A 26,365-nucleotide genomic window follows, 5' to 3' on the forward strand; every position below is an offset into this window, starting at 1 on the left:
CCCCCCCCCCCCCCCCCCCCCCCCCCCCCCCCCCCCCCCCCCCCCCCCCCCCCCCCCCCCCCCCGCCCCCCCGCGCGCCCCCCCCCCCCCCCCCCCCCCCCCCCCCCCCCCCCCCCCCCCCCCCCCCCCCCCCCCCCCCCCCGCGGCATCAGCCGGCGAAGGGGCGCTCCCGGGCCAGTTCCTCCTTGGCGACGCCGCGGATGTGGACGGCGTCGGGCCCGTCGACGATCCGCAGCGTGCGTGCGCTGGCGTAGAAGCGGGCCAGGACCGTGTCGTCGCTGACGCCGGCGCCGCCGTGGACCTGGATGGCCCGGTCGATCACGTCGAGCGCGACCTTGGGGGCGGCCACCTTGATCGCGGAGATCTCGGTCTTCGCGCCCTTGGCCCCGTACTTGTCGATCAGGTCGGCGGTCTTGAGGACGTAGAGCCGGGCCTGGTCGATCTCGATCCGGGAGAGCGCGATCGCCTCCCGGACGGTGCCCTGGTCGGCCAGCGGACGGCCGAAGGCGACGCGGCTCTTGGTGCGCTCGACCATGAGGGCCAGGGCGCGCTCGGCCATGCCGATGGCGCGCATGCAGTGGTGGATCCGGCCGGGGCCGAGCCGGGCCTGGGCGATCATGAAACCGTCGCCCTCGCCGGCGAGGAGGTTGCTCACCGGCACGCGGACGTCGGTGAACCGCAGCTCGGAGTGCCCGTGCTGGTCCTGGTAGCCGAAGACCGGCAGGTGCCGGATGATCTCGAAGCCCGGGGTGTCGCGGGGGACCAGGACCATCGACTGCTGCCGGTGCGGCGGGCCGTCGGGGTCGGTCTTGCCCATGACGATGAAGATCTGGCAGCGCTCGTCGGCCGTTCCGGTGATCCACCACTTGCGGCCGTTGATCACGTACTCGTCGCCGTCGCGGACGATCGAGGTCTGGATGTTGCGGGCGTCGGAGGAGGCGACGTCGGGCTCGGTCATCGCGAAGCCGGACCGGATCTCGCCCTCCAGCAGCGGCTCGAGCCACCGCGACTTCTGCTCGGGTGTGCCGAACAGCATGAGGGTCTCCATGTTGCCCGTGTCGGGCGCGCCCACGTTCATCGCCTCGGGAGCGATGACCGGCGACCAGCCGGTGATCTCGGCGACGGAGGCGTACTCGAGGTTGCTCAGGCCGCCGACCTCGTGGTGGAAGAGGTTCCACAGCCCGCGCTTGCGGGCCTCGGCCTTGAGCTCCTCGAGGACCGGCGGGTGCTCGTGGTTGTCGTGCCCGCGCTCGGCGCGCCAGGCGTCGTAGACGGGTTCGGCGGGGAACACGTGCTCGCGCATGAAGTCCCAGGCGCGGGCGCAGACGTCCTCGGCCTTGGCGGAGAGGGCGAAGTCCATGAGCGGACCGTAGAGGCAGCCCGTCGCGACGGCGCGGCGGGGGTGGCCCGCGACACAGCCCGTCGACACGACGGGGCCGGGGCCCTCCGAGGAGGGACCCGGCCCCGGGTGGGACCGCGCCGCGGCCGGCGGCGCGGTCGGTCGGTCAGACGTTCGTGCGGCGGTCCACCGCGGTCCGCACCGGACCGAGTGCGATGACCAGGCCGACGACCGCGGTCACGATGTGCAGGACGTTGTCCGCGGCGTTGAGGTTGAGGAAGTCCCACTCCTCGCCGAGGGCGATGAGGCCGTACACGAACGCGGCGCCGTAGCCGATGGCCAGCAGCCAGCCGTAGGTCCGCGCCCCGGTGAGGGTGCGGGACAGGGCGATGCCCGCGGCGCCGATCAGGATGTGCACGACGTTGTGCATCGGATTGATCATGAAGCCGAGCAGCGTCGCGTCCTCGTGCGCCATCGACGTCCCGTGGCGGTTGCCGAAGAAGTCGTCGAAGCCGGTGATGAAGAACCCGATGATGCCGATCAGCAGGTAGACGACGCCGAAGGCGAGGGCGAGCATCTGCGGCCAGGTCATGCCGGGGCGCGCGGCCCCGGTGTCACGCGAGGAAGCCATGGGTCCTCCAGGGGATCGCCGGTCTCGCCGCGGCTTGACGAGGTGCAGGGGACGCGGTACCCCGTGAGGGCGCCGGGTAACGGCCCTCCCCCGTTCGGAGGACGACCGTTACCGAGCCGTCATCGTCCGGTGGCCTGGTCCGGGCCGCGCGCCGGGCCCCTTCTCCCTGCTGCCGTCTCCGGGCTCCCGTCCCCGTGCCGCCGTTTCGGTGCCGCCGTCTCCGCGCGGCCTTCTGCCTGCCGTCCTGCCCGGGCTGCCCCCGGTCCGCCTGCTCGGCTCGCCGATGGCGTCGCATGCGTTCCGGCCGGCCCGTGTCGCCCGGCAGCTCCTCGCCGGCTCCCTCCGCCGGCCGGAGCGCCCGGCGGTGGGCCCGGGATCAGCCGGCCGTGGTCGGGCGCCGCCGGCGCACCACGAACGGCCCGATGGCCAGGAGGTCGACCGGGGCGGAACCGAAGCACTCCAGCGCGTCGCGCGGGTCGTCCACCATCGGCCGGCCGGCGGTGTTCAGGCTCGTGTTCACCACCACGGGCAGGCCGGTGCGCCGCTCGAAGCACTCCAGCATGCGGGCCACCAGAGGCTCCTCGGTGCGGTCGACGGTCTGGATGCGCGCCGTCCCGTCGACGTGCGTGACGGTCGGGATGCGGTCCTTCCACTCCGGCGCCACGTCGTGGACGAAGAGCATGTAGCGGGAGGGGATCGGCCCGCGGCTGAAGATCTCCGTCGCCCGCTCGGCCAGCACCATCGGGGCCACCGGGCGGAACTGCTCGCGGCCCTTGACGTCGTTCATCCGCTCCAGGTTGGCCTCGTACCCGGGGTGGGCCAGCAGCGACCGGTGGCCCAGCGCTCGGGGGCCGAACTCGCTGCGTCCCTGGAACCAGGCGACGATCCCGTTGCTCGCCAGCACCTCGGCCACGGCGTCGGCGACGTCGCGCGGTCGCTCGTACTCGATGGCGGCCGTGTCGAGCCACTGCTCGATGTCGTCGTCGGACCACCCTCGGCCGAGGTCGGCGCCGGGCATCGGCTGCGTCGTCTCGCCCAGCCCGCGAGCGACGTGCAGCGCGCTGCCCAGTGCCGTCCCGGCATCCCCGGCGGCCGGCTGCACCCACACGTGCTCGAAGGGTGTCTCGGCGAAGATCCGGGTGTTGGCGACGCAGTTGAGCGCCACGCCCCCGGCCAGGGTCAGCGTCCGGTCACCCGTGCGCTCGTGCAGCCATCGGGCCAGATCGAGCAGCACCTCCTCGACCCGCTGCTGGACGCTCGCGGCGAGGTCGGCGTGGTCGGCCGTCCACTCGTCGCCCTTGGTCAGCCGGGGGGCGTAGGCGGAGAAGTCGATCCGCGGCGTGCGGAATCCGCCGTCGTCCGTGGCGACGATCAGCTCCGACAGCTCGCCGAGGAAGCGCGGCTTGCCGTACGAGGCCATCGCCATGACCTTGAACTCGTCGCTGCTGCGCAGGAAGCCCAGGTGGTCGGTGAGGTCCTCGTACAGCAGACCGATCGAGTGGGGGAGCGCCTGGCCGGCGAGGATCTCGAGCTGTCCGTCGGTGTAGCGGCCGGCGAGGTGGCTGTGGGCCTCGCCGCGGCCGTCGAGGACCAGGACCGAGTTGTCCTGCGTCGGGGCGGCCAGGCCGGCGGAAGCGGCGTGTGCCACGTGGTGCTTGACGTAGCGCACCTTGGCGGGGTCCAGCCCGGGCAGTGCGTGGGCGAGGAACGCGGGCGCCTTCTCGGCGTACATCTTGCGCATGACGTCGCCGGGGTCGTTCAGGCCGGACTCCTCCGGCGTCCCCATCAGTGCGGGGTCGAAGGAGTAGGCGACGGCGTCGAGGTCCTCCGGATGCAGGCCCGCCTCGGCGAGGCACCACGCGGCCGACAGCTCCGGGAGCTCCCAGGCGCTCCAGGGGAGGGGGCGCTTCCCGTGCTTGCGCCGGCTGAACCGCTCCTCCTCCGCGGCGGCCACGATCCGGCCGTCGACGACCAGCGCCGCCGCCGGGTCGTGGTAGATCGCGTTGATGCCCAGGACCTTCACGCGTGCACTCCTGTCTCCCGGGCGCCGCGCCCGGCTCATCGGCTTGATCATCGGGGCGACGGGCGGAGTCCGCAGGCCGAGCCGCCCATCGGGGTGGGTCAGGCGGAGCCGCGTGGCTGCAGCAGGTCGTTGTCGAGGACGGCGGCCAGCGCCAGCGTCTTGTAGCCGACCTCGTCGAACAGGACGACCAGCCGGTCGTCCTCGACGCGCATGACGATTCCTGGGCCCCACTCCGTGTGCTCCACGGATGTCTGCGCGGGGAAGGGATTGCCGTCGTCCCCGGCGGCGGGCTGCTCGCTGGAGAGACCGGCCGAGCAGTTGTCGCAGTTGCCGCAGGGTTCCTCGAGCTGCTCGCCGAAGTAGCCCAGGAGGAACTGCCTCCGGCACTCGGTCGTCTCGGCGTAGCCGCGCATCATCTCGACGCGGCTCTGGTCGACCCGCTCGTGGTGCTCGGCCAGCTCGCGGGCCGCGGCGGCGGCGTCGGCAGGGCTGGGAGCGCCGTCGGCCGGGTGGGCGGCGCCCTCCTCGTCGAGGACGACGGCGGACACCTGCTCCAGCAGGTTGAGGTCACGCGCGAGGGGGGTGGCGCCGCGGCCGGTCTCCTCGCGCAGCTGCTTGATCTCCACGCCGTCGTCGAGGCCGGCGGCCGGTGCGGCAGCCACGAGACCGGCGACCTGCTGCAGCTCCTCCTCCGCAGGTGCGCCGGCGGCGAAGAAGCGGCGCAGGCCGAGGTCCTCCTGGCGGTAGACCAGCACGGCCAGGGCCGGCTCGCCGTCCCGGCCCGCGCGCCCGATCTCCTGGTAGTAGCTGTCGACCGAGTCGGCCGGTTCGGCGTGCACGACGAAGCGCGTGTCGGGCTTGTCGATGCCCATGCCGAAAGCGGTCGTGGCCACGACGACGTCCAGCTCGTCGTCCATGAAGGCCCGCTGGGTGTCCTCGCGGTCGGCCTTCCGCAGGCCTGCGTGGTAGGCCCGCGCCCGCAGTCCGCGTTCGGTGAGGTCGGTGGCGAGTTCCTCGGTGCCCTTGCGGGTGGCGCTGTAGACGATCCCGGGCACGCGGCCCTCGCCGATCTCGCTCAGGACCCGGTCGAGCACGGCCTGGTGCTTGCCGGATGCGTCGGCGTGCTGCTCCACCTCCAGGCGGATCTCCGGCCGGTCGAAGCCGGCCACGACCACGGCCGGGTCCCGCATCCCGAGCCGCTCGACGATCTCCGCACGTACCGGCGGAGCAGCCGTGGCGGTCAGTGCCAGCACGGTGGGGTGCCCCAGTTGCTCGACGACCGCACCCAGGCGCAGGTAGTCGGGCCGGAAGTCGTGGCCCCAGGCGGATACGCAGTGCGCCTCGTCCACGACGAACAGGGCGGGGGAAGCAGCCGCGACGGCATCGACGACCTCCGGCTTGGCGAGCTGCTCCGGAGCGAGGAAGAGGTAGCGGACCGTTCCGTCCGCGAGTCCCTCCAGGGCCTCGCGCTGGTCGCCAGCCGACATGCTGGAGTTGAGCTGGGCCGGGGAGCCGGTCAGCCCCTTCACATCGGTGAGTCGCTCCACCTGGTCCCGCTGCAAGGCGATGAGTGGGGAGACGACGAGTACCGGCCCGTCGAGCAGTTGGCCGGCGATCTGGTACACGGCCGTCTTGCCGGCACCGCTCGGCAGGACCCCCAGGGTGTCGCGGCCGGACAGCACCGCTTGCATGGCCTCCTCCTGGCCCGGCCGGAGCTCCTCGTAACCGAGGACGTCGCGGGCGACCTCCCGGAGCCGTCGGGTGCGGACGGAGGCGGAGGCCCCTGCGGGGTTCTTCTCGGTCGGGCGTGGAGGCACCGGCCCCTCGTCCCCGGTGGATCGCTGCGGCAAACGATGCGCCGGTAGGACGAGGGTCGGCCGTGGGGCACGTGGTCGTGAGGGCAGTCCGTCCATGTGCCCACGATGGCTGGCCCGGCGGACGACGCGGGTCTGCCCGTCCACAGGCCCCGCCGTTGTCCACAGCAGTGTCTTTGCTGGTCAGGTGCCCGTCGAGGCGCTAGTATCGAACACGTGTACGAGGCCTCGGCGGTTGACGGTGGCGGTGTCCTGTCGCCGGTCGAGGTTGCCGTGGGCGAGTTGGTCGAGGGGTTGGCGGACAGTCGCTGGGAGGTTCGCCGGCCACCTGGTCAGTGGATCCTGGAGGCGTTCCACCCGCACGGGAGCGGCGCGCTGGTTGCCGCGGTCGGTCGCGCGCTGGCGGAGTCGGCGGCGGCAGAGACCCCGTCCCCCTCGTCGCCCGCCTCCTCCACGTCCGCTTCGTCCCCGCCGTCCACCTCGTCCACCGCGTCTTCCACGTCCACCTCGTCGGGTGGGGCCGCGTCAGCGTCTGCGCTGTCAGGAGGAGCCGCGCACGCTGCCCCGTCGGGCGATGGCATCGCGTCTTCTGCGGTGTCCGCCGATGGCCCCGCGGTGGAGGTGCCGCCTGCTGACGGTGCGGCGGTCGGTGCGCCGGTCGGCGCGGTGGTGCCGTCTGCGGCTGGTGTGACGTCGGTGGATGGGCGGGTGCGGTTGCTGGAGGAGGGGGCGGGCTGGCTGGACGTGGCGGTGGATCTGGAGCGGGGGTTGGCGCAGTTGGCCGGGGCGCGGGTGCGGGCGGTGGCGGCGTTCGCGCGGTGCCGGCCGGCGGCCTGGGACCGGCAGCCCGGGGAGGTGGGGGCGGCGTCGGCGGCGTCGCGGGCGGCGCGGCCGGCGGTGGTGGCGGCGGTGAGTGAGTGGGCCGCCGATGAGCTGGGCGCGCGGTTGCGGTTGCCCGGGCCGGCCGCGGCGGAGTTGCTGGTCGAGGCGGTGGAGCTGGTGGAGCTGTTGCCGGGCACGCTGGCGGCGTTGGAGGCCGGGGACATCTCCTGGGCGCAGGCGCGGGCGTTGGTGGAGTTGCTGCGGCCGGTGGCGGTGGGCAAGAAGGCGGCGGTGGAGGCGCGGGTGTTGCCGCGGGCGCCGGGGCAGACGGTGACCCAGTTGCGCCAGTGCACCCGGCGGGCGATCGCCCGGATCGACGCCGATGCGTTGCTGCGCCGGCTGGAGCAGGCCATCCGGGAGCGGAAGGTGACCCGCCAGGCCGGGCAGGACGGGATGGCGGTGTTGTCGGCGTGGCTGCCCGCGCCGGTGGCGCGGGCCTGCTGGGAGGTGCTGCGCGCCCACGCCCGGGCGTGCGCGGTCGACGCGGAGGGGCGGGCGGATCCGCGCAGCCTGGATGAGCGGATGGCCGACTGCCTGGCCGATCTGATCCTGCGCCCCGACGCCGCCGGCCGCTCTCCGGTGCAGGTGCTGCTCACGCTGGTGGCCTCGGTGGACACGCTGACCGGGACCGGGCCCGACGCCGATGAGCCCGGTGAGCTGGAGACAGACACGGTGCCGGCGGCGCTGGTCCGCGAGCTGGCCCACACCCTGGGCCTGCTGCCCCGCCCCATGACCCAGACCACTCCCGGCGCCCCGGCCGACCCGGCCGACCCGGCCGACCCGGCCGACCCGACCGACCCGGCCGACCCCGCCGACCCGGCCGAGGCGGCTGATCCGGGCGATCCGACTGACCCGGCCGAGCCGGCCGAGGCGGGTGAGGCCGCGCCGGGCGCAGACGACCGCGCCGGGGACGGCTCGGAGGAGCGCAACACCGGCACCGGCACCGGCACCGGTGCCCGACCTGATTCCGCCGCCGGAGGCGACAGCAGCGGCGGCGACACCGAGGGCGCGGGCGACGGCAGCGGCGGCGACGGGGACACCGAGGGCGAGGACGACGACGCCGGCGGCGGTGGCGCCGAAGCCGGTCGTGTCCGCGGCGCCGAGGACCTGCCCGCTCGTGCCGAGCCGACCCCCACGGAGCCGACCCCGGCAGAACAGGCCCTCTCGGGCCCGACCTCGGTAGAGCCGAGCCCGGCCGGCCCGGCCCCGGCCGAGCCGGCCTCGGCAGAGCCGGCCCCGGCGGGGCCGATCCCAGCGGAGGGCGCGGCGGAGGGTGCCGCGGGGCTTCCCGCGGCGCAGGTCGCAGCGGGCACGCGCGCTTCCGCCGCGCTGGCCGCCGCCGCCGCCGCACCGCCCGGCCCGGCCGGGCAGGCCGCAACCGCCGGGGCCCGGCAGGCGCTGGCCGCACTGCTGGACCTGCGCCGGCTCACCGACACCGCACTGGCCCAACGCCCCCGCATCGCCGTCGTCGACAACCTCACCGGCTGCCTGCTGGCCCTCACCGACAGCATCCAGCTGCGCGCAGCAGCCCGCGACGGCGCCGGGCTGAGCCCACCACCGGACACCGACGGCTACCGCCCCTCGGCCCCACTGGACCGGTTCGTCCGGCTACGCGACCGCCGCTGCCGCTTCCCCGGCTGCCGCGCCCGCGCCCGCCGCGGCGACCTGGACCACCGCGTTCCCCACCCGCTGGGCCCCACCGCCCACCACAACCTGGAAAGCCTCTGCGAGCACCACCACCGGCTGTCCCACCAAGCACCGGGCTGGCAACTGGGCGGCTGCTCCGACGGCGGCCTGGTCTGGACCCTGCCCGGCGGCACCACCATCACCACCGTCCCACCCCGCTTCGGCACCGACGACGGCAGCCAACCCACCCCCACCAGCACCGACCCGGCCAGCGACGACCTGTCCAGCGACGACCTGCTGCGCGACGACATCCCCTGGTACCGCCTCACCCCCACCCAACGCCGCGAACGCATCCGGCTCGCCGTCTGCGGACGACCGGCCCGCCCCGGCGACCCACCCGCACCCTTCTGACCCGACGCATCCCGGGTCGAGCGCGTACCGCGCAGGAACCGAGCAGCACGTTCCGGCAGGTGGACGGGCGCAGATGTCAGGCAGTCAGGCGTGGTGCGGTGGATCAGGACGGCAGGGGACGCCTGCGAGTGAGGTCGGCGGAGTCGGCGGCCTGACGCCCCGACCACCACCCCGACCGGTCGACCGACGTCGTCCGGCGCGTCCGCAGGCGGGGGAACAGGTCCTCGAACGCCCGGGTGACGGCGGCCTCTCGGTGGCGCAGCACCGGCGACAGATCGGTTCCGCTGGCCGCCGCCGCGTGAGCCGTGGCGGCCCGGCGGCTGTGCGCGAGGCGCTCGCCGATGCGCACGGCATAGGCCAGGAGGAAGGCCCGCCGGAACCCGCGGGACCGGGTGTGCGCGTCGCCGTTCCGCCCGGCCGTCGTCAGCGCCCGCCCCGCCTGCACCAGGAGCGACGTGACCAGCAGCTCGACCACGTCGAGATCGGTCGGCCGTCCCACGGCCACGGCGATCCCGAGCGAGCCGAACCAGGCGGCGCGCACGCCGTTGGTCGCCGCGACCGCCTGCACCAGGTGCATCTTGGCGTCGAGGTAGGGCGGCTCCAGGTGCAGCCGCCGCTCGGTGACCCCACTCGCACCGTGCCGGCCGGTGGTCAGCCCCTCGCAGGTCCCCTGAGCCTCGAGCAGAGCCGAGTCGACCGCATGTGCCGCCATCAGCTCCTGCGCCTTGGCCGTCAGCGCCTCCGCCTCCTCCGGGAAGTCCGTGGACTCGGCCTTGGCCAGCAGCGACCGGATGCGGCGCAGTGCCCGGGCGGAGTCCAGCCTCGGAGGCTCGGGCACCCGTTCCGGCCCGGCGGCGGAGGCAGCCCCCCAGCGGGACGGCGGGTCCCCCAGGTGCGGGAGCGGCGGCAACCGGCCGACGGACAGCACCAGGCGGAGCACCTCGTCCGGCCGCGCCGGGACCGCCCCCGCAGGGCCCGCCGCGAGGCCGGCGACGTCCCGGAGCTGCCGACGCCACTCCTCCGGCACGTCCACGCGCCCGCTGAGGGCCTCGACGCCGGCCACGGCCGCGGCTGCGGCGAGCCCGACCAGGGTCGGCTCCAGTCGTCGCACCGCGTGCACCAGGTCCGCCGGGCGCCACCCTCGCTCCCACGCGCCGGCGACGGCGTCGAGCAGGCGAGGGTCGAGGGGTGGCGTCCGGGTCATGGTCGGCAGCCTGCGCCGCGCCCCGACGAGCCGCCGCGGGGCTTGTGGATGGCAGGGACGCATCCACAGGCGCCCGCTCGGGGGTGACGCCTCCGGCTCGGTGGTGGTGAGCCGGGACGTCGCTACGGTCCTGCCATGGCCACCTATCGCATCGCCGAGGCGGCCGAGCTCCTCGGCGTCAGCGACGACACCGTCCGCCGGTGGGTCGACAGCGGCCGCCTCGCCGCATCCCGCGAGGCCGGCGGGCCGGCGGTGGTCGACGGGGAGGCCCTCGCGGAGGTCGCCGCCCGGCTGCACGACGCGCCGGAGCCGGGCACGACCCGGTCCTCGTCGGCGCGCAACCGGTTGAGCGGCATCGTCACCCGCGTCGTCCGCGACACCGTGATGGCGCAGGTCGAGATCCAGGCCGGACCCTTCCGGCTGGTGTCCCTGATGTCCCGCGAGGCGGCCGACGAGCTCGGGTTGGAAGTCGGCGTGCGCGCGGTGGCCACCGTCAAGGCGACCCAGGTGAGCGTCGACGTGCCCTGAGCGCCCGTCCGGCCAGGGCAGGAACGACCGGGAGGCCCGCGTCCTCCCGGCGAGCACGGCCTCCGTCGACCTCCCGCGGACCACCACGGGAACCGCGCGGGCAGGCGCGGCCCTCGACGGCCTCGTGTGTCACCGCCGCCCTCGCCACCCCTCCGGTCCCCGGGGCACCGACCTCGGCCGTGCTCGGCGCGGTGCCGTGGGATCGGCGGCACCGCGCCGTGGAGCCGGCTCCGGGAGGGCCGGGCACGAGGTCCTCCTGCGACCATCCGCACGGGCGGACCACCATGCCTCCCATGGACCGCATCCGCGGAACCGGGTGCGCTACCTTGCCGCAGGTGCGGGCACGCGGCCCGCCGGGAGGGGTGGGGATCATGCACCGTCGCCTGCTGGGTGCCGTCTCCTGCGCCCTGCTGCTGGGGCTCGCCGCCTGCGGTGGGTCGGACGACGGCGGAACCGACGCCGACACCTCGCCGGCGACCGGAGCCGAAGGCCGGCTCGAGGGGACCCTCACCGTCTTCGCGGCCGCCTCGCTGACCGACGTCTTCACCGACCTCGGTGAGCAGCTCGAGGCGGACAACCCCGACCTCGACGTGCGGTTCAACTTCGCCGGCAGCTCCGCCCTCGCCACCCAGATCACCCAGGGCGCGCCGGCCGACGTCTTCGCCTCGGCCAATCCGGGGCAGATGGCCGTCGTCACCGACGCCGGGCTGGCGGACGGCGAGCCGGAGGTCTTCACCTCCAACGTCCTGCAGATCGCCGTCCCGGCGGGCAACCCGGCCGGCATCACCGGCCTGGCGGACTTCGAGCGCGAGGAGCTGGCGCTCGCCGTCTGCGCACCCGAGGTCCCCTGCGGAGCGGCGGCCGAGGACGTCTTCGCGGCCGCGGGCGTGACCGCCGTCCCCGACACGCTGGAGGAGGACGTCCGCGCCGCCCTGACGAAGGTCGAGCTCGGTGAGGTCGACGCCGCGCTGGTCTACGCCACCGATGTCGCGGCCGCCGGCGACTCCGTCGAGGGGATCGCGTTCCCCGAGGCCGAGGACGCCGTCAACGACTACCCCGTGTGCGTCCTCACCGAGGCCCCGAACCCGGACGCCGCCCGGGCCTTCGTCGACCTCGTGCGCTCCGGCGAGGGGCAGGCCGCGCTCGCCGACGCCGGCTTCCGCGCCCCGTGACCCCTCCGGAGAGGCTGCGACGCCCGGTCCGGCGCCGCAGGAGGCGCACCCGCGAGGGGGGCGTCCCGCTCCCCCTGCTGGTCCCCGCGGTCCTGGCGATCGCCTTCCTCGTCCTCCCCCTGGCCGGGCTGCTGATCCGGACGCCCTGGAGCGACCTGTGGCCGCAGCTCACCAGCCCCGGCGTGGGCGAGGCGCTGCGGCTGTCCCTGGTCTCGGCCACCCTCGCCACCGGGATCTCCCTGGTCCTGGGTGTGCCGCTGGCCTGGGTGCTCGCCCGGTCCCGGATCCGCGGCCGCGGAGTGCTGCGCGCCCTCGTCACGGTGCCGCTGGTGCTGCCCCCGGTCGTCGGCGGGGTGGCGCTGTTCCTCGTGCTGGGCCGCCAGGGCATCATCGGCCGCTGGCTCGACGAGGCCTTCGGGATCACCATCCCGTTCACGACGACCGCGGTGGTGATCGCGGGGACGTTCGTGGCGATGCCGTTCCTCGTCATCAGCGTCGAGGGCGCGCTGCGGGCGGCCGATGCCCGCTACGAGGAGGCCGCGGCCACCCTGGGCGCCGACCGGTGGACGACGTTCCGCCGGGTCACCCTCCCCCTCGTGACGCCGGGCATCGCCGCGGGAGCCGTCCTGTGCTGGGCCCGCGCGCTCGGCGAGTTCGGCGCCACGATCACCTTCGCCGGCAACTTCCCCGGGACGACGCAGACGATGCCGCTGGCCGTCTACCTGGCGCTCCAGCGCGACCCCGAGTCCGCCATCGTCCTGTCGCTGGTGCTGCTGACCGTCTCCATCGCCACGCTCTTGCTCCTGCGGGGCCGGTGGCTCGGTCGCGCCGGTGCCGCGCCGTGAGCCTCGCCGCCACGATCGACGTCCGGCGCGGCGGGTTCCACGTGGAACTCGACGTGCAGGTGGCCGACGGCGAGGTGCTCGCCGTCCTCGGCCCCAACGGTGCCGGGAAGTCCACGCTGCTGCGGGTGCTGGCCGGGTTGCTCCCGCCGGACGACGGCCGGGTCGAGGTGGACGGCGAGCTCTGGGACGACGTCGCCGCCGGCATCCACCTCCCGCCGCACCGCCGCCGGCTCGGCATGGTCTTCCAGGACCACCTGCTGTTCCCGCACCTCACCGTGATCGACAACGTCGCCTTCGGGCTGCGCACCCGCGGCGCCGGACGTCGGCAGGCCCGCGAGGTGGCCGCCTCCTGGCTCGCACGGGTGGAGCTGGCCGAGTTCGGCCGGCGCCGGCCCGGGCAGCTCTCCGGAGGCCAGGCCCAGCGGGTGGCCCTCGCGCGCGCCCTGGCCGGGGAACCGGCCCTGCTCCTGCTCGACGAGCCCCTGTCGGCGCTGGACGCCCGCACCCGTCTCACCGTCCGCGCCGAGCTGCGGCGCCACCTCGGCGCGTTCCTCGGCAGCGCCGTGCTGGTCACCCACGACCCGGTCGACGCGATGGCCCTGGCCGACCGGGTGGTCGTCGTCGAGGAGGGCCGGGTCGTGCAGGCCGGCCCGCCCGGGGAGGTGGCCCGCCGGCCGCGCACCGACTACGTCGCCCGCCTGGTCGGGCTGGCGCTGCTGCCGGGCACCGGCGGGGGGACGACGGTGCACCTGGACGGCGGCGGCAGCGTCGCGGTGGCCGGCGAGGTGTCCGGCCCGGTCTTCGCCGCCGTCCGTCCCGAGTCGGTCGCGCTCTACCGGGACCCGCCGCACGGCAGCCCGCGCAACGTGTGGCCGGTGCGGCTGGCCAGCGCCACCCCGCACGGCGCGACCGTGCGCTGCGAGCTCGACGGGGAGGTGCCCCTGCTCGCCGACGTCACCGCCGCCGCGTTCGCCGAGCTCGGCCTGGCGCCCGGCGCGGCCCTGTGGGCCAGCGTCAAGGCCTCCGAGGTCGCGGTCTACGCGCGCTGAGAGGGTGGGGCATGACCTGCGCCGCACTCGTCCTCGCCGCCGGTGGCGGCCGCCGGTACGGCATGCCCAAGGCGCTGGTCGAGTACGAGGGGAGCCTGCTGGTCGAGCGGGCGGTCCGGACGGCGCGTGCGGTCTGCGATCCGGTGCTCGTCGTCCTGGGCGCCCGCGCGGTCGACGTCTGGCGGACGGCGGACCTCGACGGCGCGACCGTGCTGGCCAACCCCGACTGGGAGACCGGGATGGCCTCCTCGCTGCGCACCGGGCTCGACGGGCTGCGCTCCTGGCCCGTGGTGCCGGGGCGGGCGGGTGGGGGAGCCATCGACGCCGTCCTGGTGACCCTCGTCGACATGCCTGGCATGACCCCCGCGGCGTTGCAGCGGGTCGCCGCCCTCGCCGCGCCGGACGCGCTGGCGGTCGCCAGCTACGACGGCGTCCGCGGCCATCCCGTGCTGCTCGGCCGCGAGCACTGGGCCGGGGTCGCCGCGACGGTGACCGGCGACGAGGGTGCCCGCCGCTACCTCGCCGCGCAGTCGGCCACCGGAGGAGTCACCGAGGTCGACTGCACCGGCCTGGCGGATCCGGTCGACCTGGACGTACCGCCCGGCGGGGTACCGTCGGCCCCGTGACCAGCCCGATGATCGCCCGGGTCGTCGACGCGCCGCTCTCGGTCGCCGAGCACGAGGAGGCGGTCTCGGACAAGTCGGCCGGCGCCGTCGTCTCGTTCGCCGGCGTCGTCCGCGATCACGACGGCGGCCGCTCGGTGACCGAACTGGAGTACGTCGGGCATCCCAGCGCCGCCGACGTCATCGTGGAACTCGCCGAGGAGTTCGCCGCCCGGCCGGGGGTGCAGGCGGTCGCCGTCTCGCACCGCGTCGGGGTGCTGGGCATCGGCGACGTCGCCCTGGCCTGCGCGGTGAGCGCGGCCCACCGCGGCGCGGCCTTCACGGCCTGCGCCGAACTGGTCGACGAGGTGAAGAAGCGGCTGCCGATCTGGAAGCGCCAGGTCTTCACCGACGGCGAGGAGGAGTGGGTCGCCTGCCCCTAGTCTAGGGCGTCCAGGAGGGTGGGGGCGGGAGCCGCACCCACCCGCGGGCCCGCCTACGCGGGGCTGCCGGCCTCCCGCGGCCGCGGCGGCTCCGGCACCGGGCCGGGATCCATCCCCGCCGCGAGCAGCGAGCTCAGCAGTCGCGCGACGAGCTCGACCAGAGGCAGGTCCCGCGTCGCGCTGAGCGGGCGGGCCCGCGAGCCGACCCCGCAGACGGTCCCGAACAGCCCGAGGTCCGGGCCGACGACGGGTACGCCGATGTAGGCCGCCACCGCGAGCCCGTTGGGCAGCGTGCGGGTGGCGTACTCGGGGACGGCGGCGGTGACGGTCGCGACCCGCGGCGCCGTCCCGCTCACCATCTGGCGGCAGAAGCTCTCCGCCCACGGGAGGCTGGCGCCGGGGCGGACGGCCCCCGCCGGTCGCGAGCACAGGACGACCTGCCGGTCCCCGACGACGCGGGTGACCATCCAGACGTCCCACGACGAGTGCGTGTGCAGGTACTCCAGGGCGCCGCCGGCTGCGGCCGACCAGTCGCGCCAGGGCGCCATGTCCGCGATCCCTGGAAGTGGCATACCCGCATGCGTTACCCGGACGGGGCGGGGACATTCACCCCGGCGGGGTCCCGGAACCGGCGTGACCGGATCGGCCCGTGCACAGGCGAGCACCACCGCGCAGGCCGGGAGGAGTGGAGGGCGGCCGGGAGAAGTGCAGGGCCGGGAGGGGTGCGGGCCAGGAGGAACAGCCGGTCAGCGCGCGGGGAGCAGGGCAGGTAAGGGTGATCGCCTCCTGCTCACTGCGTCGCGTCAGCGCTCCCCGCCCCTGACCGCGGCTGTGGAGGCGCCGCAGTCAGGCGGCAGCCCGGGACATGGCACACCCGGAGCCTGCGTCGCGGTCAGTCGGTGAGGCCGTGGAGGAAGGTGAGTGCCCGCTGCCAGAGCAGTTCCGCGGCACCGGGGTCGTACTCGGTGGGCAGGCTCGGGTCGGTGAAGAGGTGGCCGGTCCCCGGATAGTCGAACGTCTCGACCCGACCGCCGCCACGGCTGGCGTCCGCCGCCACGGCGTCGATCCACTCCTGACGGCGGAAGGGGTCGTCCAGGCTGTAGTGGATCTGCACGGAGAGGCCCGTCGGCCAGGCCGCCGCGCCCAGCACGTCCAGCGGCAGCGCGCCGGAGAAGAGCAGCAGCCCGGAACAGCGGCGACGAGTGGCGACGTACTCGGCGATGCCGGCGCCGTTGGAGAACCCGGCCGCGACAAACCCGTCGGGCAGTTCCGAGACGCCGTCCAGCGCGGCCTGCATGAGGGCCGGGAAGCCGACCCGTTCCGTGTAGGCGATCCCCTCCGCGTAGTCGTCGAAGACCAGTCCGTCGTACTGGTCGACCACCGTGGCCTGGTGGCCGGCGGCTCGGAAGCGGTCTGCGGCCTCATCGATCCCGGGGCGGACCCCGAGGGCTGAGTGGAACAGGGCGATCGACGTCATGACAGGACTGTGCGTCGCTCCTGGTGCCACCGTGCTGTCACCGATGCTGCGACGATCTCCGGGTGAACCGCACCGACCGGCTGTACGCGCTCGGTGAGGAGTTGCGCCGGGCCGGGCCCCGCGGTCGGACCTCGGGGTGGCTCGCCGGGTGGCTGGAGGTGTCGGTCCGGACGGTCAAGCGCGACGTCTCCGCGCTGCAGCAGGCCGGTGTGCCCATCTGGGCCACGGGCGGTCCCGGTGGCGGGTACGTGCTGGATGCGGCGGCCACCCTGCCGCCGGTCAACCTCACGCCCGCGCAGGCGGTCGCGGTCGCTGTGGCACTTGCCGGGGCGCCGGACGCGCCTTTCGCTGTCGACGGCCGCGCGGCGCTGCAGAAGGTGCTCGACGTCATGGGCCCGACGGCCCGCACCGAGGCCGAACGGCTGGCCGATCGGGTGTGGATCCGCGGCACGTCCACGACACGCCCGGACGGCGCCGCCGTGGTCGAGGAGGCGCTGGCCCAGCGTCGGGTGGTGGCCCTGCGCTACCGGGACCGGCACGGCACAGTGACCCGCCGACGGGTCGAGCCGCACCTGATCGCCCGAACCGGTGACCGCTGGTACCTCGTCGCCTGGTGCCGTGAGCGGGACGCGCCCCGCTGGTTCCGCTGGGATCGCATCGAGAGCGCCGCCCTCACGACCGAGCCCGCCCTCCCGAGGGATCCGGCCCTCTACGGCACCCCGCCCCCCGACGCCCACGCCGTCGGGCAACACGCCCGGGGACGCACATCGGGTCCACCGGAGGCACCGGACGCGGTCAGGACGTCAGGCGGTCCCGTCCGGAGTGGGCCCGCTCGGGGGAGCGCTGCCGCCCGCCGGTGAGCCGGTCTGTCTCCTGCGGCGCCGGCCTCAGCGCGCGCCGGCCAGGCCGTCGTCCCCGTGCCGGTGGGTCCCGTCGCCCTCGTCGCGCTCGGCGGCCTCCTCCTCGGCCTCGCCCTCCAGCCGCCGCGCCTCGCCCTCCAGCCGCCGCGCCTCGCCGTCCAGCGTGGCGGCTGCGTCGCCGTGGGACTCCCCGTACAGCTCCTCGGCACGCCCGAACAACTGCTCGGCCTTGGCCTTGGCCTTGTCGAAGAAGCTCATGGGATCACCCTCCTGCGAACGGCGGCAGCACGTCGACGACGGCGCCGGGAGCGAGCGCGGTCCGCGGGTCGCGGGCCTGCGCCCCGTCCACCAGGAACGAACAGGCGGTCAGGATGCGTTCCAGCCGCTCGCCGTGGGCGCCGGCCATCTGCCGGACGAGCTCCTCGAGCGTCGCCGCCGTCCGCGTCTCGGTCTCCACCCCGGCGGCCGCGCGGGCGCCGGCGAAGTACCGCACCGTGACGGTCACCTCACCCGCCGATCGCCGACATCGGCCGGCTGGGCTGCAGGAAGCTGGGGTCGTCGATGCCGTGCCCGGGCAGCTTGCCCAGGGTGGCGCTCCGCCACCGGTCGGCGAGCTCCTCGTCGGTGGCCCCCGCCCGCAACGCCGTCCGCAGGTCGGACTCCTCGCGGGCGAACAGGCAGTTGCGGATCTGACCGTCGGCGGTGAGCCGGGTCCGGTCGCAGCTGCCGCAGAACGAGCGGGTCACCGAGGCGATGATCCCGACCGTGGCCGGCCCGCCGTCGACCAGCCAGCGCTCGGCCGGCGCCGAGCCGCGCTCCTCGGTGTCCGGGGTCAGCGCGTGCGCGACCGACAGGCGCTCGAGGATGTCCTCCGCGGTCACCATCCGGCCCCGTGTCCAGGCGTGGTGGGCATCCAGCGGCATCTGCTCGATGAACCGCAGCTGGTAGCCGTGCTCCAGGCAGAAGTCGAGCAGCGGCACGGCGTCGACGTCGTTGATCCCGTGCAGCAGCACGGCGTTCACCTTCACCGGGGTGAGCCCGGCGGCCTGCGCGGCGGCCAGCCCGGCGAGGACGTCGTGCAGCCGGTCGCGGTGGGTGAGCTGCTTGAACCGCGCCGGGTCGACGGTGTCGAGGCTGACGTTGATCCGGTCCAGGCCGGCCTCGGCCAGCGCCGGGGCGACCCGGGCCAGGCCGATCGCATTGGTCGTGAGGCTGACCTCGGGTCGGGGGCGCAACGCCGTCGCCGCGGCGACGATGCCGGGCAGCCCGGGCCGGAGCAGCGGCTCGCCGCCGGTGAACCGCACCTCGCGGATGCCGAGCTGCTCGACGCCGACGCGCACCAGCCGCGCGATCTCGGCGTCGGTGAGCACCTCGACCTTGGGCAGCCAGTCCAGTCCCTCGGGCGGCATGCAGTAGGTGCAGCGCAGGTTGCACCGGTCGGTCAGCGACACCCGCAGGTCGGTGGCCACGCGGCCGTACCGGTCGACCAGGCCGCCGCTGCCCGGCGCCGGGTCGGGACGACGCGGCACCGGGTCCGGCAGGGGGCTCGGCGAGGGCATGACCCGAATGTAGTGCTGGGCGGCGGGGTCGCGCCGTTCCCGCGCACCGGCTCCCCGGTCGCGGGAAGCCGCAGGCGGATGGGTGGACGGCGTTGCTACGGTCGCCGGGCCACCCGAGGGACCGGCGGGCCCCATCCCGCACTCGCCTGTGGCCAGGAAGCGCGAGAACCCCCGTGTCACCCCGCACCCTCTTCAGCCCCTACGCCCGCCTGTTCGACCTCCCGGGTGCCCGTGCCTTCACCGTGGCCGGCGGGTTCGCCCGGCTCCCGGCGCCGATGCTGGGACTGGGCGCCGTGCTGCTCGTGCAGAGCGAGTCGGGCAGCTACGGGCTGGCCGGCGCCGTCTCCGGCGTCCTCGCCCTCTCCTACGGCATCGCCGGGCCGCAGTGGGGGCGGGCCATGGATCGTCGCGGCCAGGGCCGGGTGCTGCGGCTGGCGATGGTCGGGTTCGCCACCGCCGGCGTCGCCTTCGTGGTGGCCGTGGTCACCGGGGCGCCGATCTGGACCTGGTTCGTCCTGGCGTCCCTCGCCGGCGCGAGCGGCCCCAACATCGGGTCGCTGGTCCGCGCCCGCTGGTCGGCGGCCCTGGAGCCCGGCGGGCGGCAGACGGCGTACGCCTTCGAGGCCGTCGCCGACGAGGTGACCTTCGTCATCGGCCCGCCGCTGGTGACCCTGCTCGCCACGCTGGTCGCCCCGCCGGTCGGCTTCCTCACCGGGATCACCTCCGGCGTCCTCGGGGGTCTCTGGCTCGCCGCCCAGCGCGAGACCGAGCCGCCGGCGAGGCCGCGGGAGGCCTCCGCGACCGGCCCGCACCGGTCGGTGCTGACCCCGAGCCTGCTCGTCGTCGTGGTGACCTTCGTGGCCGTGGGCGGCCTGTTCGGCGCACTGGACGTCGTCGTCATCGGGTTCGCCGACGAGCAGGGCTCCCGCGCGCTGTCGGGCCTCGCCCTGGCCGTGTTCGCGTTCGGCAGCCTCGTGGCCGGGCTGGTCTACGGCGTCGTCCGGCTGCCGGGCACGCTGGCGGCCCGCCTGGTGGCGACGGCGGTCGCCTTCGGCCTGGCGGCCCAGCTGCTGTGGGGGGTGGGCTCCCTGCCGGCGCTCGTCGGCTGCGGCTTCCTCGCCGGCCTGACCATCGCCCCGGTGCTCGTCGCGGGGACCTCGCTGGTGGAGTCCCGCGTCGCCCCCGGCGTGCTCACCGAGTCCCTGGCCTGGACGATCACCGGGCTGACCGTCGGCGTCACGGCGGGATCCGCGCTGGCCGGCGCGGCCGTCGACGCCTGGGGAGCAGAGGCCGCCTTCGCCGTCCCCGCGCTGGCGGCGGCGCTCGCCGGGCTGATCGCGCTGGCCGGGGCGCCGTTGCTGCGGCGGCGCGCCGAGCTGCCGCAGGTCGCACCTGCCGTGCCGGTTGAGCGGGAGGCCGCGGGGTAAGCGGGCGCACCGGAAGGACGCGCACGACCGGTTCGCGCGCTCCACCGCGATCTGCGAGAGGAACTCCCCGTGGCAACCGTGCCCACCATCCGCCTGACCGACGGCGTCGAGATCCCCCAGCTGGGCTTCGGCGTCTACCAGATCCCGCCGGACCAGACCGTCGAGGCGGTCACGGCCGCGCTGGAGATCGGCTACCGGCACATCGACACGGCCGAGATGTACGGCAACGAGAAGGAGGTCGGCGAGGCCGTCCGCCGGTCGGGCGTCGACCGCGACGACGTCTTCGTGACCAGCAAGCTGAACAACGGCTTCCACCGCCGCGACGACGCGCTGCGCGCCTTCGACCGGACGCTGGCCGACCTCGGCTTCGACGTCCTGGACCTGTTCCTGATCCACTGGCCGCTGCCCACGACCGACGTCGACTACGTGGAGACGTGGAAGGCGATGGAGGAGATCCTCGCCGGCGGCCGCTGCCGGGCGATCGGCGTGTCGAACTTCCAGGCCTCCCACCTGCGCCGGTTGTTCGAGGAGACCGGGGTCCGGCCGGCGGTGAACCAGATCGAGGTGCACCCCTACCTGGTCCAGGACGAGCTGCGGGCCTTCGGCGCCGACCACGGGATCGTCACCGAGGCCTGGTCGCCCATCGCGCAGGGCAAGGTCCTCGACGACCCGGTGATCGTCCGGGTGGCCGAGCAGGTCGGGCGGACGCCGGCGCAGGTCGTGCTCCGCTGGCACGTGCAGCGCGGCGACGTCGTCTTCCCCAAGTCGGTGACCCGCAGCCGCATGGAGGAGAACTGGGCGCTGTTCGACTTCGCGCTCGACGAGGACGCGATGACCGCGATCACCGGGCTCGACCGCGGCGAGCGCACCGGCCCCGACCCGGACACGTTCGACTACGTGCCCCGCTGAGTGCCCGGCGGAGTACGACGGCGCAGGAGACCTGCACCGTCGTACTCCGCTACTCCGTCGTGACGAAGTCGATGAGCTCCTCGACGCGGCCGATGAGGGCCGGCTCGAGGTCGGTCCAGGTGCGGACCCGCGCGAGGATGCGCTGCGCCCAGACGTAGCCGGTGTCGTCCTCCCACCCCAGCCGCCGGCAGACGCCGCCCTTCCAGTCCTCGCCCTTGGGGACCGTCGGCCAGGCCCTGATCCCGACCACCGACGGCTTGACCGCCTGCCAGATGTCGACGAACGGGTGGCCGACGACGAGCGCGTGCGCGCCGGTCACCTGCTCGGCGATCCGCGACTCCTTGGACCCCCTCACCAGGTGGTCGACCAGCACGCCGAGCCGCCGTCCCGACGACGGGCGGAAGTCCCGCACGATGCCGGGCAGGTCGTCCACGCCGTGCAGCGGCTCCACGACCACGCCCTCGATGCGCAGGTCGTGGCCCCACACCTTCTCGACGAGCTCCGCGTCGTGCTTGCCCTCGACGTAGATGCGTCCCTCGCGCGCGACCCGCGCCCGTGCGCCCGCGACGTAGGTCGACCCGGAGGCGCTGCGGGTGGGCGCCGCCGGTGCGGCGGGCCGGGGCCGGACGAGGACGACGGGGCGCCCGTCGACCCAGAACCCCGGCCCCAGCGGGTAGGCGCGCACGCGGCCGTTGCGGTCCTCGAGGTGGACGACGTCCTTCTCGCACCGCACGACGGCCCCGACGAACCCGGAGCTCGGGTCCTCGACGACGAGGTCGCGTTCGGCCGCCACCTGAGGCGCGGCCTTCTTCACCGTCCGCGGGTGGACCAGGTCGTCGTAGGGGGAGCGAGGTGGCACGGGCCGAGTCTGTGCAGCAGCACCGGCGCGGGCGGGGACGACGCGCCGGGACGTGGCCTGCGACACGCCCGGACGCGACCGATGTGACTGACCGTGGTCGATCAAACTGGACTTGTCCGTCCCCGTCTGGTCGCCGCCGCCAGGTCCCGCTGGCGACGCGCTGACCAGTGCGGACGTGCTCCGCGGCGACCCGGGGGCCGGGCGGCGGGCCCGCCCGACGCGCCGGGCCCGGGCGTGTCGGTCCGGTCGATGTCGTTTCGTGATCTTCGTGGCGGCAATGGCTTGGGCCGACCGTGTGACACCACCGGATGGGAGCCCACCACCATGATCGGCACCGACAGCATCAGCCGAGTGATCGGCCAGGACGTCTACGACGAGACCGGCAGCAAGATCGGATCGGCGTCCGAGGTCTACCTCGACGACGAGACCGGGCAGCCGGAGTGGGTGACGGTACGCACCGGCCTGTTCGGCACGAAGGAGTCCTTCGTCCCGATCCGCGACGCCGACCTGACCAACGACGGCCTCCGCGTCCCCGTGAGCAAGGACCGGGTGAAGGACGCCCCCAAGATCGACACCGACGGGCACCTCTCCCCGCAGGAGGAGCAGGAGCTCTACCGCTACTACGGCATGGGCACCGGCACGGCCGGCACGGGCATGAGCGACACGACCCGCACCGAGTCGACCACCGGGATGGCCACGACCGGGACGGCGGGCACCGCCGGCGACCGGGACAGGGACGCCCGCGGCACCGTCGGCCGCGACACCTCCGGCCCGACCACCGACAACGCGATGACCCGCTCGGAGGAGCAGCTGTCGGTCGGCACCCGCCAGGAGGAGGTCGGGCGCGCCCGGCTGCGTAAGTACGTCGTCACCGAGAACGTGACCGAGACCGTCCCGGTCTCCCGCGAGGAGGTCCGGCTCGAGCGCGAGCCGATCACCGACGCGAACGTCGGCAACGCCATGGACGGCCCGGCGATCTCCGAGGAGGAGCACGAGGTCACGCTGCACGCCGAGCGGCCGGTCGTGCAGAAGGAGGCCGTGCCGGTCGAGCGCGTCCGCCTGGACAAGGAGACCGTCACCGACACCGAGACGGTGAGCGACAGCGTGCGCAAGGAGCAGGTCGAGATGGAGGGCGGCGACACCGTCCGCGACCGGGACCGGGACGGCCGCATCGGCTGACCGCCACCTCCGCAGAACGCCGGGCGGCCCCACTCCTGCGGGAGCGGGGCCGCTCGCCGTTCGGCCGGGTCGGGCCGGGCCGCCGGGCCGCCCGGTCAGCCCGCCAGGCAGCTGGTCAGCGCGTCGGCGTAGAGGGGGACGTCGAGGGCCGAGGCCAGCTCCCGGCACGAGTGCATGGCCAGCATCGGCCCACCGACGTCGACGGTCGGGACGCCGAGCCGGGTGGCCGTCAGCGGGCCGATGGTGCTGCCGCACGGCAGGTCGGCCCGGGACACGAACCACTGGAACGGCACCGAGGCCTCCGCGCAGCGCTCGGCGAACCAGGCGGCGCCGGCCGCGTCGGTCGCGTAGGCCTGGTTGGCGTTCACCTTGACCACGGGCCCGCCGCCCAGCCGCGGCTGGTGCGCCGGCTCGTGCCGGTCGGACCGGGTCGGGTGGACGGCGTGGGCCATGTCCGCGGAGACCAGCCGCGACCGCGCCAGCGCCCGAGGCAGCGCCTGCGGGTCCCCGGGGTCGCCCACCGCGACCAGCCGGCCGACGACGTCGGCGAGGAAGCTGCCGCGCGCCCCGGACATCGAGCCGCTGCCCACCTCCTCGTGGTCGTTGGCGACCAGCAGCTGGGTGCGGGCCCCCGCCGGCGCGGCGATCAGCGCGGTCGTGCCCGCGTGGCAGCTGGCCAGGTTGTCCAGCCGGGGCGCGGCGATCCAGGTCCCGTCCGCGCCGGCCGTCCCCGCGGGCTGGGTGTCGGCCAGCACGAGGTCCTGCGCCAGGACGTGCCCGGGGTCCACGCCGGCGGCCTCGGCCACGGCCGCGGTGAGGTCCCCGGCGTCGGCCAGGTCCTGCGACCACACCGGGACCAGCTCCCGCTGCGGGTCGAGCGTCAGCCCGTCGCGCACGCCGCGGTCGAGGTGGATGGCCAGCGAGGGCAGCCGCACCGGCGCGCCCGGGAGGTGGACCAGCGCCTGGGCTCCGCCGCGCAGCACCACCCGGCCGGCGAGGGTCAGCTCCCGGTCCAGCCAGGTGTGCCAGAGGCCGCCGCCGTAGGGCTCCACCCCGAGCAACCGGTAGCCGGCCTGCCGGACGTCGGGCCGGGGCCGCACGCGGAACGTCGGCGAGTCGGTGTGCGCGCCGACCATGCGCAGCCCCGCCTCGGCCGGCGACGCGCTGCCCATCCGGAAGGCGACGAGGCTGCCGTGGCGGACGACGAAGCGCCGGTCGCCGGGCGCGAGGGTCCAGGGGTCGGCCTCGGCGAGCTCGGTGAACCCGGCCGCGGTGAGCCGGCGCGCCATCTCGGCGACGGCGTGGAACGGGCTGGGGGCGGCGTCGACGAAGGCGCGCAGGTCGTCGCCGGTTCGCGGGTCGGGCATGCCGCCATCGTGCCCTCCGGCGGGTCGGACCTCCCCGGCGGCGAGGTGGGATGCTCGGCGGCGTGAGCGAGACCACGCTGCCGGCCACCCCCGGCGTCGGCTTCCCCGACCCGGAGTCGCTGGCCGGCGCCCTGCGCGCGACCGGCTACCTGCCCGACGAGGGCCTGGCCACCGCGGCGTACCTGGCGCTGGTCATGCGCCGTCCGCTGTTCCTCGAGGGCGAGGCGGGGGTCGGCAAGACCGCGCTGGCCCGCGCGCTGGCCGAGGTGACCGGCCGCCCGCTGTACCGCCTGCAGTGCTACGAGGGCCTGGAGGCCAGCCAGGCGCTCTACGACTGGGACTTCGGCCGACAGCTGCTGCACCTGCGGGCCGCCGAGGCCGCGCACGCGACGGGGGACACGCAGGCCCTGGAGGCCTCGCTCTACGACCGCCGGTTCCTGCTGGCCCGCCCGCTGCTCCAGGCGCTGGAGGACTCCCCCAGCGTGCTCCTGGTCGACGAGGTCGACCGCGCCGACGACGAGTTCGAGGCGTTCCTGCTCGAGGTGCTGTCGGACTTCACGATCTCCATCCCCGAGCTCGGCACGGTCCGGGCGGAGGTGCCCCCGCTGGTCGTGCTGACCTCCAACCGCACCCGCGAGGTGCACGACGCGCTCAAGCGCCGCTGCCTCTACCACTGGCTGCAGCACCCCGACTTCGACCGCGAGGTGGCGATCCTGCGCACCCGCCTGCCGGAGGTCACCGAGCGGCTGGCGCGGGAGGTCGCCGCGGCGACGGCGAAGCTGCGCGGTCTGGACCTGGTCAAGCCGCCGGGCGTGGCCGAGGCGATGGACTGGGCCAGCGCCCTGCACGCCCTGGGCGCCCGCGAGCTCGACCCGGACCTCGCCGCCCGGACCCTCGGCGCGGTGCTGAAGTACCGCGAGGACACCGACCGGGTGCACTCCCTGGCCCGCGGGGCGCTCTTCGGTGGCGGCTGAGGCGGCGGAGAACGGGGCCGCGCGGGACGTCGTCGCGACCGTCCTCGGCTTCGCCCGGACCCTGCGCGTCGCCGGGGTGGCGGCCTCGCCGGACCGGGTCGAGGCGATGCTGGAGGCGGTCGGCGCCCTCGACGTCCTGGACGCCACGGACGTGTACTGGGCCGGCCGGCTGACCCTGTGCGGCGGGCCCGACGACCTGGAGCGCTACGACGCCGCCTTCGCCGCGTACTTCGGTGGGGAGGCGCCGCGGATGCGCTCCTCGCCGGCCCAGCCGAAGCCGGTCGAGGCGCTGTCCGCGCCGCTCGAGGCCGGCACCGGCGAGGGGGAGGACGACGCCCCCTCCGACGTCGCCGGGCAGGCCAGCGCCGACGAGGTCCTGCGCCACCGGGACGTCGCCGAGCTCACCGTCGCCGAGCGCGAGGAACTGCGCCGGCTGTTCGCCCTGCTGCGGCCGGCGTCGCCGATGCGGGCCTCGCGCCGTCGGCGGCCCAGCGCGCACGGCTCCGTGCACGCGTCGCGCACGGTGCGCCGGGCGCTGCGCGACGGCGGCGAGGTCACCCGGCTGCTGCACCGCCGGGCCCGCCCGCGCCCGCGCCGCGTCGTCCTGCTGATCGACGTCTCCGGCTCGATGAGCCCCTACGCCGACGCGCTGCTCCGGTACGCCCACGCGGCGGTTCGCGCCCACCCCGCGGCGACCGAGGTGTTCACGATCGGCACCCGGCTCACGCGGGTGACCCGGGAGCTGCGGCTGCGCGACCCGGACAAGGCGCTGGCCGCGAGCGGGGCGGCGATCCCGGACTGGTCGGGCGGCACCCGGCTGGGCGAGGTGCTCAAGGCCTTCCTCGACCGGTGGGGCCAGCGCGGCACCGCCCGCGGCGCCGTCGTCGTCGTCTGCAGCGACGGCTGGGAGCGCGGGGGCACCGAGCTGCTCGGCGAGCAGATGGCCCGGCTGCGCCGGCTCGCGCACGCGGTCGTGTGGGTCAACCCGCACAAGGGCCGGGCAGGGTACGAGCCGCTGACCGGCGGGATGCAGGCGGCCCTGCCGTCGCTCGACGCGTTCGTGGCCGGGCACAGCCTCGCCGCGTTCGAGGAGCTCACGGGAGTGATCCAGAGGTGTTGAGGCGTTGTGCGGAGTGCCCCGGTGCAGGTCTCCTGCGCTCCGGCACTCCACTACCGGGAGGCGTA

General features: G+C 75.3%; 25 protein-coding genes. 13 read left to right on the forward strand and 12 right to left on the reverse strand.

Going from position 1 to position 26,365, the window contains the following annotated elements:
• Window positions 1–148 precede the first annotated feature (148 nt).
• The 4 genes from ACK586_RS09985 to ACK586_RS10000 form a co-directional block, all read right to left on the reverse strand.
• Complete coding sequence (locus tag ACK586_RS09985; RefSeq protein WP_409330325.1) at window positions 149–1,360, reverse strand: acyl-CoA dehydrogenase family protein; 1,212 nt, start codon at window positions 1,358–1,360, stop codon at window positions 149–151.
• 145 nt (window positions 1,361–1,505) lie between these two features.
• Complete coding sequence (locus ACK586_RS09990) at window positions 1,506–1,970, reverse strand: DUF4383 domain-containing protein (protein WP_409330326.1); 465 nt, start codon at window positions 1,968–1,970, stop codon at window positions 1,506–1,508.
• 376 nt (window positions 1,971–2,346) lie between these two features.
• Window positions 2,347–3,993 (reverse strand): carbamoyltransferase family protein, encoded by a 1,647-nt coding sequence (locus ACK586_RS09995; RefSeq protein ID WP_409330327.1) that lies wholly within the window; start codon window positions 3,991–3,993, stop codon window positions 2,347–2,349.
• Window positions 3,994–4,091: 98 nt separating this feature from the next.
• Window positions 4,092–5,810, reverse strand: a complete 1,719-nt coding sequence (locus tag ACK586_RS10000; RefSeq protein WP_409330328.1) for a RecQ family ATP-dependent DNA helicase — start codon at window positions 5,808–5,810, stop codon at window positions 4,092–4,094.
• A 705-nt stretch (window positions 5,811–6,515) separates the two neighbouring features.
• Between ACK586_RS10000 and ACK586_RS10005 the strand changes: the two genes are divergently transcribed.
• The gene (locus ACK586_RS10005) at window positions 6,516–8,726 is read left to right on the forward strand and encodes an HNH endonuclease signature motif containing protein (RefSeq protein ID WP_409330329.1); all 2,211 of its coding nucleotides are present in this window, start codon (window positions 6,516–6,518) and stop codon (window positions 8,724–8,726) included.
• Between the two features lie 103 nt (window positions 8,727–8,829).
• Here ACK586_RS10005 and ACK586_RS10010 read toward each other — a convergent pair whose 3' ends face one another.
• Window positions 8,830–9,930, reverse strand: a complete 1,101-nt coding sequence (locus ACK586_RS10010; protein ID WP_409330330.1) for a DUF2786 domain-containing protein — start codon at window positions 9,928–9,930, stop codon at window positions 8,830–8,832.
• 135 nt (window positions 9,931–10,065) lie between these two features.
• Here ACK586_RS10010 and ACK586_RS10015 point away from each other — a divergent pair, with 135 nt between their 5' ends.
• The 6 genes from ACK586_RS10015 (at window position 10,066) to ACK586_RS10040 (ending at window position 14,569) form a co-directional block, all read left to right on the forward strand.
• Window positions 10,066–10,458, forward strand: coding sequence for a TOBE domain-containing protein (locus ACK586_RS10015; RefSeq protein ID WP_409330331.1), 393 nt, complete (start codon window positions 10,066–10,068; stop codon window positions 10,456–10,458).
• Between the two features lie 371 nt (window positions 10,459–10,829).
• The gene (gene modA / locus ACK586_RS10020) at window positions 10,830–11,630 is read left to right on the forward strand and encodes a molybdate ABC transporter substrate-binding protein (protein ID WP_409330332.1); all 801 of its coding nucleotides are present in this window, start codon (window positions 10,830–10,832) and stop codon (window positions 11,628–11,630) included.
• The gene (locus tag ACK586_RS10025; RefSeq protein ID WP_409330333.1) at window positions 11,627–12,475 is read left to right on the forward strand and encodes an ABC transporter permease; all 849 of its coding nucleotides are present in this window, start codon (window positions 11,627–11,629) and stop codon (window positions 12,473–12,475) included. The genes modA and ACK586_RS10025 overlap by 4 nt, the downstream gene beginning before the upstream one ends.
• On the forward strand, window positions 12,472–13,524 hold the full coding sequence (locus ACK586_RS10030) for an ABC transporter ATP-binding protein (RefSeq protein WP_409330334.1): 1,053 nt from the start codon (window positions 12,472–12,474) through the stop codon (window positions 13,522–13,524). Before ACK586_RS10025 ends, ACK586_RS10030 begins: the two co-directional genes overlap by 4 nt.
• Before the next feature lie 11 nt (window positions 13,525–13,535).
• Window positions 13,536–14,150, forward strand: coding sequence for a nucleotidyltransferase family protein (locus ACK586_RS10035; RefSeq protein WP_409330335.1), 615 nt, complete (start codon window positions 13,536–13,538; stop codon window positions 14,148–14,150).
• Window positions 14,147–14,569 (forward strand): molybdenum cofactor biosynthesis protein MoaE, encoded by a 423-nt coding sequence (locus tag ACK586_RS10040; RefSeq protein ID WP_409330336.1) that lies wholly within the window; start codon window positions 14,147–14,149, stop codon window positions 14,567–14,569. The genes ACK586_RS10035 and ACK586_RS10040 overlap by 4 nt, the downstream gene beginning before the upstream one ends.
• Before the next feature lie 53 nt (window positions 14,570–14,622).
• Here ACK586_RS10040 and ACK586_RS10045 read toward each other — a convergent pair whose 3' ends face one another.
• Both ACK586_RS10045 and ACK586_RS10050 read right to left on the reverse strand, forming a co-directional pair.
• The gene (locus ACK586_RS10045; protein WP_409330337.1) at window positions 14,623–15,117 is read right to left on the reverse strand and encodes a histidine kinase; all 495 of its coding nucleotides are present in this window, start codon (window positions 15,115–15,117) and stop codon (window positions 14,623–14,625) included.
• Window positions 15,118–15,461: 344 nt separating this feature from the next.
• The gene (locus ACK586_RS10050; protein ID WP_409330338.1) at window positions 15,462–16,046 is read right to left on the reverse strand and encodes a dienelactone hydrolase family protein; all 585 of its coding nucleotides are present in this window, start codon (window positions 16,044–16,046) and stop codon (window positions 15,462–15,464) included.
• A 62-nt stretch (window positions 16,047–16,108) separates the two neighbouring features.
• On the opposite strand from ACK586_RS10050, the gene ACK586_RS10055 reads away from it, so the two are divergent.
• On the forward strand, window positions 16,109–16,906 hold the full coding sequence (locus tag ACK586_RS10055; protein ID WP_409330339.1) for a helix-turn-helix transcriptional regulator: 798 nt from the start codon (window positions 16,109–16,111) through the stop codon (window positions 16,904–16,906).
• A gap of 27 nt (window positions 16,907–16,933) precedes the next feature.
• Here ACK586_RS10055 and ACK586_RS10060 read toward each other — a convergent pair whose 3' ends face one another.
• The 3 genes from ACK586_RS10060 to moaA are packed head-to-tail and all read right to left on the reverse strand — an operon-like array spanning window position 16,934 to window position 18,465.
• Window positions 16,934–17,164: a hypothetical protein gene (locus ACK586_RS10060; RefSeq protein WP_409330340.1), complete on the reverse strand. Its 231-nt coding sequence runs from the start codon at window positions 17,162–17,164 to the stop codon at window positions 16,934–16,936.
• Window positions 17,165–17,168: 4 nt separating this feature from the next.
• Entirely contained in the window at window positions 17,169–17,411 is a 243-nt protein-coding gene (locus tag ACK586_RS10065) for a MoaD/ThiS family protein (protein WP_409330341.1), read from the reverse strand.
• Window position 17,412: 1 nt separating this feature from the next.
• On the reverse strand, window positions 17,413–18,465 hold the full coding sequence (gene moaA / locus ACK586_RS10070; protein ID WP_409330342.1) for a GTP 3',8-cyclase MoaA: 1,053 nt from the start codon (window positions 18,463–18,465) through the stop codon (window positions 17,413–17,415).
• Window positions 18,466–18,638: 173 nt separating this feature from the next.
• Between moaA and ACK586_RS10075 the strand changes: the two genes are divergently transcribed.
• Both ACK586_RS10075 and ACK586_RS10080 read left to right on the forward strand, forming a co-directional pair.
• Window positions 18,639–19,892, forward strand: a complete 1,254-nt coding sequence (locus tag ACK586_RS10075) for an MFS transporter (protein ID WP_409330343.1) — start codon at window positions 18,639–18,641, stop codon at window positions 19,890–19,892.
• Between the two features lie 69 nt (window positions 19,893–19,961).
• Window positions 19,962–20,801: an aldo/keto reductase gene (locus ACK586_RS10080; protein WP_409330344.1), complete on the forward strand. Its 840-nt coding sequence runs from the start codon at window positions 19,962–19,964 to the stop codon at window positions 20,799–20,801.
• 49 nt (window positions 20,802–20,850) lie between these two features.
• On the opposite strand, the gene ACK586_RS10085 is transcribed toward ACK586_RS10080, so the two are convergent.
• Window positions 20,851–21,660, reverse strand: coding sequence for a DUF3097 domain-containing protein (locus ACK586_RS10085; RefSeq protein WP_409330345.1), 810 nt, complete (start codon window positions 21,658–21,660; stop codon window positions 20,851–20,853).
• 324 nt (window positions 21,661–21,984) lie between these two features.
• Between ACK586_RS10085 and ACK586_RS10090 the strand changes: the two genes are divergently transcribed.
• Window positions 21,985–22,839, forward strand: coding sequence for a DUF2382 domain-containing protein (locus tag ACK586_RS10090; protein ID WP_409330346.1), 855 nt, complete (start codon window positions 21,985–21,987; stop codon window positions 22,837–22,839).
• 95 nt (window positions 22,840–22,934) lie between these two features.
• On the opposite strand, the gene ACK586_RS10095 is transcribed toward ACK586_RS10090, so the two are convergent.
• On the reverse strand, window positions 22,935–24,206 hold the full coding sequence (locus ACK586_RS10095; RefSeq protein ID WP_409330347.1) for a M18 family aminopeptidase: 1,272 nt from the start codon (window positions 24,204–24,206) through the stop codon (window positions 22,935–22,937).
• Window positions 24,207–24,268: 62 nt separating this feature from the next.
• Here ACK586_RS10095 and ACK586_RS10100 point away from each other — a divergent pair, with 62 nt between their 5' ends.
• Entirely contained in the window at window positions 24,269–25,180 is a 912-nt protein-coding gene (locus tag ACK586_RS10100) for an AAA family ATPase (protein WP_409330348.1), read from the forward strand.
• Window positions 25,170–26,300, forward strand: a complete 1,131-nt coding sequence (locus ACK586_RS10105; RefSeq protein WP_409330349.1) for a vWA domain-containing protein — start codon at window positions 25,170–25,172, stop codon at window positions 26,298–26,300. The genes ACK586_RS10100 and ACK586_RS10105 overlap by 11 nt, the downstream gene beginning before the upstream one ends.
• Window positions 26,301–26,365 lie beyond the last annotated feature (65 nt).

It is taken from the genome of Trujillonella humicola, from assembly GCF_046233715.1.
GTDB lineage: Bacteria > Actinomycetota > Actinomycetes > Mycobacteriales > Geodermatophilaceae > Trujillonella > Trujillonella humicola.

Excerpts from the sequence above, each read along its gene's own strand:
- ACK586_RS09985 (WP_409330325.1), bottom strand. The coding sequence starts at position 1,360 with ATGGACTTCGCCCTCTCCGCCAAGGCCGAGGACGTCTGCGCCCGCGCC.
- ACK586_RS09990 (WP_409330326.1), bottom strand. The coding sequence starts at position 1,970 with ATGGCTTCCTCGCGTGACACCGGGGCCGCGCGCCCCGGCATGACCTGG.
- ACK586_RS10010 (WP_409330330.1), bottom strand. The coding sequence starts at position 9,930 with ATGACCCGGACGCCACCCCTCGACCCTCGCCTGCTCGACGCCGTCGCC.
- ACK586_RS10015 (WP_409330331.1), top strand. The coding sequence starts at position 10,066 with ATGGCCACCTATCGCATCGCCGAGGCGGCCGAGCTCCTCGGCGTCAGC.
- modA (WP_409330332.1), top strand. The coding sequence starts at position 10,830 with ATGCACCGTCGCCTGCTGGGTGCCGTCTCCTGCGCCCTGCTGCTGGGG.
- ACK586_RS10035 (WP_409330335.1), top strand. The coding sequence starts at position 13,536 with ATGACCTGCGCCGCACTCGTCCTCGCCGCCGGTGGCGGCCGCCGGTAC.
- ACK586_RS10045 (WP_409330337.1), bottom strand. The coding sequence starts at position 15,117 with ATGGCGCCCTGGCGCGACTGGTCGGCCGCAGCCGGCGGCGCCCTGGAG.
- ACK586_RS10050 (WP_409330338.1), bottom strand. The coding sequence starts at position 16,046 with ATGACGTCGATCGCCCTGTTCCACTCAGCCCTCGGGGTCCGCCCCGGG.
- ACK586_RS10060 (WP_409330340.1), bottom strand. The coding sequence starts at position 17,164 with ATGAGCTTCTTCGACAAGGCCAAGGCCAAGGCCGAGCAGTTGTTCGGG.
- moaA (WP_409330342.1), bottom strand. The coding sequence starts at position 18,465 with ATGCCCTCGCCGAGCCCCCTGCCGGACCCGGTGCCGCGTCGTCCCGAC.
- ACK586_RS10090 (WP_409330346.1), top strand. The coding sequence starts at position 21,985 with ATGATCGGCACCGACAGCATCAGCCGAGTGATCGGCCAGGACGTCTAC.
- ACK586_RS10095 (WP_409330347.1), bottom strand. The coding sequence starts at position 24,206 with ATGCCCGACCCGCGAACCGGCGACGACCTGCGCGCCTTCGTCGACGCC.